Origin of the sequence: Hydrogenophaga sp. T2 (genome assembly GCF_049843535.1) — a bacterium.
In the GTDB taxonomy this organism is placed as follows: Bacteria; Pseudomonadota; Gammaproteobacteria; order Burkholderiales; family Burkholderiaceae_C; genus Hydrogenophaga; species Hydrogenophaga crocea.
In genome coordinates, this window is sequence record NZ_JBBHZJ010000002.1 from 293,765 (window position 1) to 306,848 (window position 13,084).

Here is a 13,084-nt window from a genome sequence, read left to right on the forward strand (position 1 = left end):
CTGTCCTTGTGCGTGTCGTGGGGCGGTGTGCTTACTTCGCGGGCGCGGCGGCCTTCTTGGCCGTGCCCTTGGCTTTGGTCGTGGCGTCCGCGGCGGCCTGGCGGGCGTGCATTTCGCCGAGCGCGCGCTTGTATTCGGTGGGCATGACCTTGACGAATTTCGCGCGGGCCTGGGCCCAGTTGTCGAGCAGTTCGCGCGCGCGCTTGCTGCCAGTCCAGCGGTTGTGGTCCTCGAGCAGCTTTTTGAGCTGGGCCTCGTCGGCCTGGCCGCGGTGCCAGGCGGCCTTGTCGCTCTGGGCTTCCTGCTCCTTGGCCGACAGCACGGGCTCCAGGCCCACCATGGCGGTGTTGCAGCGTTTGGCAAACTGGCCGTCTTCGTCGTACACGTAGGCCACGCCGCCGCTCATGCCGGCCGCGAAGTTGCGGCCGGTCTTGCCCAGCACCACCACGGTGCCGCCGGTCATGTATTCGCAGCCGTGGTCACCCGTGCCTTCCACCACCGCGGTGGCGCCCGACAGGCGCACCGCGAAGCGCTCGCCGGCCACGCCGGCGAAGAAGGCCTCGCCCGTGGTGGCGCCGTACAGCACCGTGTTGCCCACGATGATGTTGCGGGTGGACTCGCCGCGGAAGTCGATGCTGGGGCGCACCACCACGCGGCCGCCCGACAGGCCCTTGCCGGTGTAGTCGTTGGCGTCGCCGATCAGGTAGAGCGTGATGCCCTTGGCCAGGAAGGCGCCGAACGACTGGCCGCCCGTGCCCTCGAGCTGGATGCGGATGGTGTCGTCGGGCAGGCCTTCGGGGTGGTGCTTGGTGAGTTCGCCCGAGAGCATGGCGCCCACCGAGCGGTTCACGTTGCGGGCCACCTCGATGAACTGCACGCGCTCGCCCTTTTCGATGGCGGGCTTGCACTTCTGGATCAGCACCTGGTCGAGCGCTTTCTCCAGGCCGTGCTCCTGCGCTTCGGTGTGCAGGCGCGGCACGTCGGCCGGCACCGCGGGCGTGGCCAGCAGGCGGCTGAAGTCGAGGCCGCGGGCCTTCCAGTGGGCGATGCCGGCGCGCATGTCGAGCAGGTCGGCGCGGCCGATGAGGTCGTCGAACTTGCGCACGCCGAGCTGGGCCATGATGTGGCGCACCTCTTCGGCGATGAAGAAGAAGTAGTTGACCACGTGCTCGGGCTTGCCCGAGAACTTCTTGCGCAGCGCCGGGTCCTGCGTGGCCACGCCCACCGGGCAGGTGTTGAGGTGGCACTTGCGCATCATGATGCAGCCCTCGACCACCAGCGGCGCGGTGGCGAAGCCGAACTCGTCGGCGCCGAGCAGCGCGCCGATGACCACGTCGCGGCCGGTCTTCATCTGGCCGTCGGCCTGCACGCGGATGCGGCTGCGCAGGCGGTTGAGCACCAGGGTCTGCTGGGTCTCGGCCAGGCCGATCTCCCAGGGCGAGCCCGCGTGCTTGATGGACGACCAGGGCGAGGCGCCGGTGCCACCGTCGTGGCCCGCGATCACCACGTGGTCGGCCTTGCACTTGGCCACGCCCGCGGCGATGGTGCCCACGCCCACCTCGGACACCAGCTTGACGCTGATGCTGGCGTGCGGCGCCACGTTCTTGAGGTCGTGGATCAGCTGGGCCAGGTCTTCGATGGAGTAGATGTCGTGGTGCGGCGGCGGGCTGATGAGGCCCACGCCCGGCACCGAGTAGCGCAGCTTGCCGATGTACTCGGACACCTTGCCGCCGGGCAGCTGGCCGCCCTCGCCCGGCTTGGCGCCCTGGGCCATCTTGATTTGCACCTGGTCGGCGCTCTGCAGGTATTCGGCCGTGACGCCGAAGCGGCCCGAGGCCACCTGCTTGATCTTCGAGCGCAGGCTGTCGCCGTCTTCGAGCGGCAGGTCGACCTCGACCACGTCCTCGCCGATGATGGACTTGAGCGTTTCGCCCTTGGTGATCTTGATGCCCTTGAGCTCGTTGCGGTAGCGGCGCTCGTCTTCGCCGCCTTCGCCGGTGTTGCTCTTGCCGCCGATGCGGTTCATGGCCACGGCCAGCGTGGCGTGGGCCTCGGTGCTGATCGAGCCCAGCGACATCGCGCCGGTGGCGAAGCGCTTGACGATCTCCTTCGCCGGCTCGACCTCGTCGAGCGGGATGGCCTTGCTCGGGTCGAGCTTGAACTCGAACAGGCCGCGCAGCGTCATGTGGCGGCGGCTCTGGTCGTTGATGATCTGGGCGTACTCCTTGTACGTGTTCCAGTTGTTGGCGCGCGTGCTGTGCTGCAGCTTGGCGATGGCGTCGGGCGTCCACATGTGCTCTTCGCCGCGCGCACGCCACGCGTATTCGCCACCGGCGTCGAGCATGCTTTCGAGCACCGGGTCGTCGCCGAAGGCGGCCTTGTGCATGCGCAGCGCCTCTTCGGCGATCTCGAACACGCCGATGCCCTCGACGCGGCTCGCGGTGCCGGTGAAGTACTTGGCCACGGTGTCGCTGCTCAGGCCGATGGCCTCGAAGAGCTGGGCGCCGCAGTAGCTCATGTAGGTGCTCACGCCCATCTTGGACATGATCTTCGACAGGCCCTTGCCGATCGCCTTGATGTAGTTGTAGATCGCCTTGTCGGCGCTCAGCGCGCCCGGCAGGTCCTTGTGGATCGAGGTGAGCGTTTCCAGCGCCAGGTAGGGGTGCACGGCTTCGGCGCCGTAGCCCGCGAGCACGGCGAAGTGGTGCACCTCGCGCGCGGTGCCGGTCTCCACCACCAGGCCGGCGCTGGTGCGCAGGCCTTCACGCACCAGGTGCTGGTGGATGGCCGACAGCGCGAGCAGCGCAGGAATGGCCACCTGCGCCGCGCCCACGCCGCGGTCGCTGATGATGAGGATGTTCTTGCCGCCCTTGATGGCGTCGACCGCGGCCGCGCACAGCGAGGCCAGCTTGGCTTCCACGCCCTCGCGGCCCCAGGCCACCGGGTAGGTGATGTCGAGCGTGACGCTGCGGAACTTGCCCTGCGTCACCGATTCGATGTTGCGCAGCTTGGCCATGTCGCGGAAGTCGAGCACGGGCTGGCTCACTTCGAGGCGCATGGGCGGGTTGACCTGGTTGATGTCGAGCAGGTTGGGCTTGGGGCCGATGAAGGACACCAGCGACATCACGATGGCTTCGCGGATCGGGTCGATCGGCGGGTTCGTGACCTGCGCGAACAGCTGCTTGAAGTAGTTGTAGAGCGGCTTGTTCTTGTCCGACAGCACGGCCAGCGGGCTGTCGTTGCCCATGGAGCCGATGCCCTCTTCGCCGTTCGTGGCCATGGGGCTCATGAGGAACTTGATGTCCTCCTGCGTGAAGCCGAAGGCCTGCTGCAGGTCGAGCAGCTCGGGCGAGACGCGCTCGACGCCGGCCGACTGCGGCTCGGTTTGGGCCACGGGCAGCTCCTGCGGCGATTCACCGGCCACCGGGTGCTCGACGTCATCGAGGCGGATGCGCAGGTTGTCGATCCACTGCTTGTAGGGCTTGCTGTTGGCGAGGTTGGCCTTGAGCTCCTCGTCGTCGATCATGCGGCCCTGCTCGAGGTCGATCAGGAACATCTTGCCGGGCTGCAGGCGCCACTTGCGCACGATCTTGTTCTCGGGCACGGGCAGCACGCCCGACTCCGAGCCCATGATCACCAGGTCGTCGTCGGTGATGCAGTAGCGCGAAGGGCGCAGGCCGTTGCGGTCGAGCGTGGCGCCGATCTGGCGGCCATCGGTGAACACGATCGAGGCCGGGCCGTCCCAGGGCTCGAGCATGGCGGCGTGGTACTCGTAGAACGCGCGGCGGCGGTCGTCCATGAGCGTGTGCTGTTCCCAGGGCTCGGGAATCATCATCATCACGGCCTGCGCCAGCGGGTAGCCGGCCATGGTGAGCAGCTCGAGGCAGTTGTCGAAGGTCGCGGTGTCGGACTGGTGCGCGAAGCTGATCGGGTAGAGCTTCTTCAGGTCGTCACCGAGCACGGGCGAGCTCATCACGCCCTCGCGCGCCTTCATCCAGTTGTAGTTGCCCTTGACGGTGTTGATCTCGCCGTTGTGCGCGACGTAGCGGTACGGGTGGGCGAGCGGCCACTCGGGAAAGGTGTTGGTGGAGAAGCGCTGGTGCACCAGGCCCAGCGCGGACACGCAGCGCGGGTCCTGCAGGTCCTTGAAGTAGGTGCCGACCTGGTCGGCCAGCAGCAGGCCCTTGTAGACCACGGTGCGGCTGCTCATGCTCACCACGTAATACTCTTTCGAGTGCGTGAGCTTGAGGCGCTGGATCGCGGCGCTCGCGGTCTTGCGGATCACGTAGAGCTTGCGCTCGAGCGCGTCCTGCACGATGACGTCGTTGCCGCGGCCGATGAAGACCTGGCGGATGATGGGTTCCTTGGCGCGCACCGTGGGCGACATGGGCATGTCGAGGTTCACGGGCACGTCGCGCCAGCCCAGCAGTACCTGGCCTTCGGCGGCGATGGCGCGCTCCATTTCCTGTTCGCAGGCCAGGCGGCTGGCGTGCTCCTTGGGCATGAAGATCATGCCCACGCCATACTCGCCCGCGGGCGGCAGCGTGACGCCCTGCGCCGCCATCTCTTCGCGGTAGAGCGCGTCGGGCATCTGGATCAGCAGGCCCGCACCGTCGCCCATGAGCTTGTCGGCGCCCACGGCGCCCCGGTGGTCGAGGTTCTCGAGGATCTTGAGCGCCTGGGTCACGATCGCGTGACTCTTCTCGCCCTTGATGTGCGCCACGAAGCCCACACCGCACGCATCGTGCTCGTTGGCCGGGTCGTACAGACCGTGTTGCTGGAGGTGCTGCTGCTCGCCAAACGTGCTCATGGCGTGTCCTTATTCGTCGTGGGGCAAAAACAAACGGGACCGCGAGCATATTGCATCGCACCATGCCGGCCAAGCATTTTAAATGGGGTCAGATCCCATTTTTCTCACCATCCCAGTCCGCGAGAATTCAATTGGGGACAGATCAAAGACGCGAAGGGCTCAGGGCTCGTCGGCACGCACGGGCATCGGCGGGCGGCCGCGCGGCGAGCGTGCCACCCGGCGCTCGGTGTGCTTTTGCAGGGCCTGCACGAAGGCCGCATCGCCCAGCGCCCAGCCGTGCAGCGTGGCGTCGGCGATGGCCCGCTGCTGCTCGGCCGACAGCCCAGCGCGGACCCGCTCGCCATAGGCCGCCTCGCGCGCGAACGGCGTGTTGCCCAAGGCCCAGTAAACGGGGTGCGGCGTGAGCTGGCGGTCGACGCGCTGCCCGATGTGGTGGCGGTGGCTCGACCAGGCGTAGTCGCGCGGGTCCGACACCAGGCCCTCGCGCACCGGGTGCAGCTCGATGTGGGCCATGCACGCCAGCAGGTAGCCCTCTTCCTGCACCAGCGTCGACTTGTAGCGCCCATCCCACAGCGTGCCGCTGCGGCCGTGCCGGTTGTTGAAGCGGCGCACGTAGGCCCGTCCCACGGCCTGCATGGTGCGCGGCACGCCATCGGCCGTGCTGGGCGTGAGCAGCAGGTGCAGGTGGTTGTCCATCAGCGCCCAGGCGTGCACGGCCACGCCGTGGGCACGCGCCTGCTCGAACACGAGGTCCATGAGCTGCTGGCGGTCGGTGTCGTCCAGCACGATGGCCTGGCGGTTGTTGCCGCGCTGGATCACGTGGTGGGCGTGACCGGCAAGGGTGAGGCGGGGCAGTCGGGCCATGGCCGGGGCATCGTGTTGGGGGCCGATTATGGGAGCGCGCGGTCGATGCGCTGGGCCACCCACAGGCCCAGCAGGCAGCAGGCGCCGGTCACGAGCCAGCTCCATTGCCAGCCCCCGGCCAGCGTCGCCACCCAGGCCACCAGCGGCGGGCCGGCGAACTGCCCCAGGGCCGAGAGCTGCTGCATCCAGCCCACCGTGGTCGACACCGTGTCTTCACCCGGTGCCAGCCGCACCGCGAGCCCGAACAGTGTGCCCGGAATCAGCCCGCCCACGCCCGAGAACACCAGCACCCCCAGGTATTGCAAGACGAACGGCCCGTCGAGCGCGAACGCCAGCACCGCGCCCACGCCCATGGCCAGGTAGGCGAGCCGAAGCACCACCAGGGGCCGCGCACCGTGCGCGATCCAGCGGCCGGCGCCGATGTTGCCGCCCATGTTCACCGCCGCGGCCAGCGCGCTCAGCAGGCCGGCCGCGACACCGCCGAGACCGCCCTGCGCCAGGATGGTGGGCAGAAAGCCCACCACCGCCAGCCACTGGCCCGAGTACAGCAGGAAACCCAGGGCCACGAGCCAGGGCCCGGGCGCCGACAGGGTGCGCCGCAGGCGCGGCAGCAAGGGAGCGGCCTGACCGTCCAGGCGGGCGTCCGCCGGCAGGCCCGTGAGCAGCATCAGCGCGGCCAGGGCCGACACCCCCGACAGCGCCAGCCACACCACGCGCCACCCCATGGTCTCGATCACCGGCGCGCCCACCAGCAGGGCCAGGGCCGTGCCCAGCGGCATGTAGGCGCCCCACCAGCCCAGCGAGCGCGCGAGCAGCCGCGGCTCGGCCACGTGGCGGCGGATCAGCCCGGGGGCCGGCAGCACCGCCAGCAGAAAGCCCAGCCCTTCGAGCACGCGCGAGGCCAGCAGCCAGCCCGGCGAAGGCGCCGTGGCGCCCCAGGCGCTGCCCAGTGCGAGGGCCACCAGCCCGAGCAGCATCACGCGCCGCGGACCGAAGCGGTCGGCCGAGAGGCCGACGAACAGGCCCAGGCACATGCCCGCGAGCTGCACCAGCGACAACAGGAAGCCGGCCTGCAGCAGGCTGATGCCCAGCCCGGCCTGCAAGGCCGGCACGGCGGGCGGCAGCTTGCCGATGTGCAGGGCGCAGGTCACGCCCACGCCCACCACGAGCGCGGCCGCGCGCTTCGGAGGCTGCGGCCCGCTCATGGGAACACCGCGGCGCCGAACAGGCGTTCGTGCTCGCGGATCGCGAAGCGGTCGGTCATGCCCGCGATGTAATCGGCCACGGCGCGCGGCAGCGCCGGCGCTTCGCGGTAGGCCTCGGGCAATTGCGAGGGCTCGGCCAGGTAGCGCTCGAACAGGTCGCGCACCACCTGGCGCGCCCGGCCCGTGGTCTCCACCACCTGCGGGTGGCGGTAGAGGTTGCGGAACAGGAAGCGCTTGAGCTGCTGGCTGCTGTCGCGCATGCCTTCGGAAAAGCGCACCAGCGCGGCCGAGGCCCGCGCCTCGTCGGGCGATTGCACGCCCGCCTCGGCGATGCGCGCGCGCGTGGCGTCGATCACGTCGTACACCTGATCGCTCAGCATGCGGCGGATGCTTTCGAAGAGCAGCCGCCGGCCGCGCAGGTGGGGGTGCTGCTGCAGCGCCTGGCGGCGGTAGCGGTCGAACAGCTCGACGGCCTCGAGCTGCTCCATGGTGATCAGGCCCGAGCGCACGCCGTCGTCGATGTCGTGCGCGTTGTAGGCGATCTCGTCGGCCAGGTTGCACAACTGGGCTTCGAGCGAGGGCGAGCCGCCCTGGAGGAAGCGCTGCGCGACGCCACCCGGCTCGCGGGCCTCAAGCTGTTCGGCGTGGCGGCGCGAGCAGTGCTTGAGAATGCCCTCGCGCGTTTCGAAGCAGAGGTTCAGGCCGTCGAACTCGGGGTAGCGTTCTTCGAGTTCGTCGACCACCCGAAGGCTTTGCAGGTTGTGCTCGAAGCCCCAGCCCTCGGGGGCCTGGCCGTCGGGCGGCAAGGCCTGCAGGGCTTCGTGCAGGGCGTCCTGGCCGGCATGGCCGAAGGGCGTGTGGCCCAGGTCGTGGGCCAGCGCCACGGCCTCCACCAGGTCTTCGTTGAGACGCAGCGAGCGCGCGATGCTGCGGCCCAGTTGGGCCACCTCGATCGAGTGCGTGAGCCGCGTGCGGAACAGATCGCCTTCGTGGTTGAGGAAGACCTGGGTCTTGTAGACCAAGCGGCGGAACGCGGTGGAGTGCACGATGCGGTCGCGGTCGCGCTGGAAGGCGGTGCGCGTCGGCGCGTCGGGCTCGGGGTGGCGCCGGCCGCGGCTGCGCGCGGGATCGCAGGCGTAGGGGGCCAGCAAGGCCGTCATGCGGGCTGGCAGCTGCGCGCGATCACGTCGGCCACCACCGCATCGGGCACCGGGCGCAGCACCGCACGGCCCGGGCCGTCGATGAGCACGAAGCGGATCTCGCCGGCCTCGGACTTCTTGTCCACCCGCATGAGCTCGAGGTAACGCTCGGCGTTGCGACTGGGGTCGAGCACCGGCGCCACCACGGGCAGTCCGGCGCGCTCGACGAGGCGCTTGACGCGGTCCACGAAGGCCGCATCGACCAGCCCGACCGCCTGCGACAGGCGCGCCGCCATGACCATGCCGCATCCCACGGCTTCGCCGTGCAGCCAGGCGCCATAACCCATGCCGGCCTCGATCGCGTGCCCGAACGTGTGGCCGAAGTTGAGGATGGCGCGCAGGCCCGATTCGCGCTCGTCGCTGGACACCACGGCGGCCTTGATCTCGCAGCTGCGCTGCACCGCATGCGCCAGGGCCTGCAGGTCGAGGGCCCGCAGGGCATCGATGCGCGTCTCGATCCATTCGAAAAAGGCCATGTCGGCGATCGGTCCGTACTTGATGACCTCGGCCAGGCCCGCGCTGAGTTCGCGCGCCGGCAGGGTGCGCAGCACCGAGAGGTCGCACAGCACGCGCAAGGGCTGGTGGAAGGCGCCGACCATGTTTTTGCCCAGCGGGTGGTTGATGCCGGTCTTGCCACCCACGGAAGAGTCGACCTGCGACAGCAAGGTGGTGGGCAGTTGAACGAACGACACGCCGCGCATGAAGCACGCGGCGGCGAAACCGGTCATGTCGCCCACCACACCGCCGCCCAGGGCATAGAGCACGGTCTTGCGGTCACAGCCCGCAGCGAGCAGGCCATCGAAGATGCGCTGCAGTGTGGCCCAGTTCTTGTGCGCCTCGCCGTCGGGCAACACCACCGTGTGCACCAGGCGGTGCCGGCGCTTGAGCCCCTGCTCGAGCGCCGCCAGGTACAAGGGCGCCACGGTTTCGTTGGTCACGATCAGCGCGTGGCCACTGGCGGGCAGGCCGTCGTAGGAGGCGGGATCGTCGAGCAGACCGGCGCCGATCAGGATGTCGTAGCTGCGATCGCCCAGGTCGATGGGCACTAGCAAAGGCGTGGGAGCAACGGCGGTGGAGGGCATGCCCGAAGTGTATGCCGGCCCCCGGGCCGGGCCTTCGGGGCTCAGGCCGGCGCGTCGGGCGCGGTGCGCACGAAGCCCGCGAGTTCGAGCTGCATGACGATCATGTTCACCAGCGTCGCCACCGAGGGCCGGCCGGTGTCGATCGTGAAATGTGCGCTCTGCGCATACAGCGGGTGGCGTTGTGCGTGCAGCTCGCGCAGCTTGGCCAGCGGATCGGCAACCTGCAGCAGCGGCCGGTTGCGGTCATGGCGGAGACGGCGCTGCAACTCCTCGGGCGAGGACCGCAAGTACACGACCTGACCGTGCTCGCGCATGCACTGCCGGTTCTCGGGCCGCAGCACCGCTCCCCCGCCGGTCGACACGACCGAGACCGGGCCGGCGGCGATGTCGGCCAGCACGCCGGCCTCGACGTCGCGAAACGCGGCCTCGCCCTCGCGCTCAAAGAAGGTGCGGATACTGGAGCCGATGTGCGCCTCGATGGCGTGGTCCACATCGACAAAGGGCAAACCCAGCCGGCGGGCCAACTGGCGCCCGACGGTGGATTTGCCCGAGCCTGGCAGTCCGACGAGGAATACCGATGTGCTGAGACTCAATTGATCGCGGTGCGGCCGAGCACGCGGGGCGTGATGAAGATCAGCAGTTCGGAACGCTCATCGATCATGTCGCGCGACTTGAACAGGTTGCCCACGGCCGGGATGTCGCCGAGCAGCGGCACCTTGCGGATCTGGTTGCGCTCGGTGCGCTCGAAGATGCCGCCGATCACCACGGTGCCGCCGTTCTCGACCAGCACCTGGGTCTTCACGTGCTTGGTGTCGATCGCGATGCCGTCCACGGTGGTCTCGCCGCGGGTGTCCTTGTTCACGTCCAGGTCGAGAATGATGTTGCCCTCGGGCGTGATCTGCGGCGTGACCTCGAGCTTGAGGTTGGCCTTGCGGAACGCGATGGCCGTGGCGCCGCTGGAGGTCGCAGTCTGGTAGGGGAATTCGGTGCCCTGCTCGATCAGGGCCTTCACCTGGTCGGCCGTGACCACCCGCGGGCTCGACACCACGCGGCCCTTGCCGTCCGATTCGAGCGCCGAGATCTCGAGCGCCAGGAAGCGCGAGGCGTTGGGGCTGAACAGCGAGAGCGCGTAGGTGGCCGCGGCGCCGCTGGGCGGCAGCGCGGGCAGGTTGACGAAGGGCGAGGAGGTCAGCGTGGGGCTGGTCGTGACGGCCGAGTAGTTGCTGCCGAAGTTGCCTCGAACGCCGTTGCCGTTGACCGAACCGGCGCTGAAATCACGCACACCGCCGCCCAGGCGCACCCCGATGGACTTGCTGAAGTCGTCGTCGGCTTCGACGATGCGGGCCTCGATGAGCACCTGGCGGATCGGGATGTCGAGCTTGGCAATGAGCTCCTGCACCTGCTGCAGGCGCGAGGGGATGTCGGTCACGAACAGCTGGTTGGTGCGCGGCTCGGCGATCACGCTGCCACGTGCCGAGATGATGCGCGCCGAGCTGCCGGACGAGCCACTGCCCCCCACCGCGCCCGACGTGAGTTGGGTCGCGATGTCGGCCGCCTTGGCGTAGTTCATCTGGAACGACTGGGTGCGAACCTGTTCGAGGCTCTCCACGGTCGCACGGGCCTCGAGCTCCTGCTTCTCGCGGGCGGCGATCTCGTCGCGCGGCGCGATCCACAGCACGTTGCCGGTCTTGCGCAGGCCCAGGCCCTTGGCCTGCATGATGATGTCGAGCGCCTGGTCCCAGGGCACATCGCGCAGGCGCAGGGTCACGGCGCCCGTCACCGAGTCGGAGGTGACGATGTTGAAGTTGGTGAAGTCGGCAATGACCTGCAGCAGCGCACGGACCTCGATGTTCTGGAAATTCAGCGACAGCTTCTCGCCCGAGTAGCCCGGGCCCTGGGTGAGCTTCGAGGGGTCGATGCGCTGCTCGCGCACCTCGAGCACGAACTGGTTGTCGCTCTGGTAAGCCGAGTGTTCCCAGTTGCCCGTGGCGGCCACCACCATGCGCACGCGATCGCCGTTCTGGGTGGTGGTGACGGTGCGCACCGGCGTGCCGAAGTCGGTCACGTCGAGGCGGCGGCGCAGACCTTCGGGCAGCACGCTCTTCATGAACTCGACGACCAGGCCGGTGCCTTCCTGGCGGATGTCCACGCCCACCTGGTTGTTCGGCAGTTCGACGACCACGCGGCCGCTGTTGCCCGTGCCGCGGCGGAAGTCGATGTCGCGCAACGCGCCCACGTCCACGTTGCGGCTCTCGGAGAAAGCCGCGGGCGGGTTCGTCTGGGCCGTCACGGCTTCGGAGCGCTCCAGCACGACGAGCAGGCTGTTGCCGTCAATGCGCGTCTGGAAGGCCGCCGCCTGCTTGAGGTTGATCACCACGCGCGTGCGGTCGCCCGCCTGCACCACCGTGGCCGAGCGCAGGTTGCCCTCGTTGATGTCCACGGTGCTGCGGCCGATCGCGTTGGAGACGCCAGGAAAGTCCAGCGCGATGCGGGCAGGCGACTGCGTGGAGAAGCTCGCCGGAACGGCCTTGAGCGGCTCGTTGGTGTTGATGCGGATGATCTCGACGCCACTCTGGATGCCGCCCGTGACCGACTGGATCGCCACCTGCGCCTGGGCCAGCCAGGAACTGGCGAGCAGACAAGCCGCCAGACCGCCCTTGTACAGCCTCCGCCCCCACGATGCGCCCGTCATCGTCTGTTCCGGCTTCTTCATTTAGATTCCTCTACTAGCTGCAGCGCCGTCGGGCGCTCGATCCATTCGCCTGCGGCGTCCTGCACGATCTCGCGCAGGACCACTTCGGTTTCGGTAATGCGGGTCACCCGCCCGTAGTTCTGACCCAGGTAGTTTCCGGGACGCACCTGGTACAGCAGCCGGTCGATCTTCACCAGGGCCACCAGCTGGCCATTGCGGTTCAGACTGCCCACCATGCTCATGGCGTCCAGCGGGAAGGCCTCGAGCGGCTGACGGCGACGCGCCAACTCGGGCTCGATCAGCGCCGAACTGGCCGCGGACACCGTCTGCGCGCCGCGCAGCAGGCTGGCCAGCTTCTCGGTGCTGAAGGGCGGGATCAGGCGCTCGGCGCCGTAGGGCTGGGGAACGAAGCGGGTGGGTTCTGAAATGGGCTGCACCGACGGACGGATCGCGTTGCGCTCGGCCTGCATCCAGGCCTGCAGTTCGTCCTGGCCCGAGGACGTGCAGCCCGCCAGGACCATCACCCCCAGTGCCGCGCAGGAAAATCGATGCATCACTTGGCAGCCCCCTTGGCCTTTTGCTGTGCCGCCACCTCATCCGGATCCAGGTAACGGAAGGTCTTGGCCACGCCGTCCATGGCGAGGTAGCCCTCACGATTGGCTATCGGCGTCAGCGTGAGGTTGTTGAGGGTCACGATGCGCGACAGGTTGGCGATGTCGCCGGCGAACAGACCGATGTCGTGGTAGCTGCCCGTGACGCGGATGGTGATCGGGAGTTCGGCGTAGTACTCGCGCACCGCCACCTGCCCCGGACGGAACAGCTCGAACTGCAGGCTGCGGCCCAGACCGGCCTGGTTGATGTCCGACAGCAGCGCGTCCATCTCGGCCTTGCTGGGCAGCTGCTTCTCCAGCTGCGTCACGTACTGCTGGACCTGCTCGAGCTGCTTGCGCAGGGCGTCGAGGTTCACGGCCTGCACCAGCTTCTGCTTGTAGGTCTCGCGCAGCTGCTGTTCCTTGGCGGTCTCGGCCACGAGCTCCTCATCCACGCCCTTGAGCCAGGAGAACCACAGCGCCGCCACCACGCCCGCGCACACCGCGACGAACAACAGGTTGCGGGGCAGCGCGGGCCACAGCGAGGGGTCGTTGGGATCGAGCCCCGAGAACTGCGACCGCAGCTTGCCCTGCAGGGCAGACAAATCCATGTTGAGAGCGGACTTCTTGGCCATCACAACC

9 protein-coding genes are annotated in these 13,084 nt (G+C 68.7%); all 9 read right to left on the bottom strand.

Features of this window, described 5'->3' with window-relative positions; all coding sequences use genetic code 11:
• Positions 1-31: 31 nt before the first annotated feature.
• Complete coding sequence (locus tag WDZ95_RS05010) at positions 32-4,810, bottom strand: glutamate synthase-related protein (protein ID WP_425776656.1); 4,779 nt, start codon at positions 4,808-4,810, stop codon at positions 32-34.
• A 159-nt stretch (positions 4,811-4,969) separates the two neighbouring features.
• A complete protein-coding gene (locus WDZ95_RS05015; RefSeq protein WP_425776658.1) occupies positions 4,970-5,674 on the bottom strand; it encodes a transposase in 705 nt (234 codons plus the stop codon).
• A gap of 26 nt (positions 5,675-5,700) precedes the next feature.
• Positions 5,701-6,879 carry a CynX/NimT family MFS transporter gene (locus WDZ95_RS05020; protein WP_425776660.1) on the bottom strand — a complete coding sequence of 393 codons (1,179 nt, stop codon included), beginning with the start codon at positions 6,877-6,879 and terminating at the stop codon, positions 5,701-5,703.
• On the bottom strand, positions 6,876-8,039 hold the full coding sequence (locus WDZ95_RS05025) for a deoxyguanosinetriphosphate triphosphohydrolase (RefSeq protein ID WP_425776662.1): 1,164 nt from the start codon (positions 8,037-8,039) through the stop codon (positions 6,876-6,878). The genes WDZ95_RS05020 and WDZ95_RS05025 overlap by 4 nt, the downstream gene beginning before the upstream one ends.
• The gene (gene aroB / locus WDZ95_RS05030) at positions 8,036-9,160 is read right to left on the bottom strand and encodes a 3-dehydroquinate synthase (protein WP_425776664.1); all 1,125 of its coding nucleotides are present in this window, start codon (positions 9,158-9,160) and stop codon (positions 8,036-8,038) included. The genes WDZ95_RS05025 and aroB overlap by 4 nt, the downstream gene beginning before the upstream one ends.
• A 41-nt stretch (positions 9,161-9,201) precedes the next feature.
• Positions 9,202-9,753, bottom strand: a complete 552-nt coding sequence (locus WDZ95_RS05035; protein ID WP_425776666.1) for a shikimate kinase — start codon at positions 9,751-9,753, stop codon at positions 9,202-9,204.
• Positions 9,750-11,873 (bottom strand): type IV pilus secretin PilQ, encoded by a 2,124-nt coding sequence (gene pilQ / locus WDZ95_RS05040; protein ID WP_425776668.1) that lies wholly within the window; start codon positions 11,871-11,873, stop codon positions 9,750-9,752. Before pilQ ends, WDZ95_RS05035 begins: the two co-directional genes overlap by 4 nt.
• Entirely contained in the window at positions 11,870-12,406 is a 537-nt protein-coding gene (locus WDZ95_RS05045; RefSeq protein ID WP_425776670.1) for a pilus assembly protein PilP, read from the bottom strand. The genes pilQ and WDZ95_RS05045 overlap by 4 nt, the downstream gene beginning before the upstream one ends.
• Complete coding sequence (locus WDZ95_RS05050) at positions 12,406-13,077, bottom strand: type 4a pilus biogenesis protein PilO (protein WP_425776672.1); 672 nt, start codon at positions 13,075-13,077, stop codon at positions 12,406-12,408. Before WDZ95_RS05050 ends, WDZ95_RS05045 begins: the two co-directional genes overlap by 1 nt.
• Positions 13,078-13,084 lie beyond the last annotated feature (7 nt).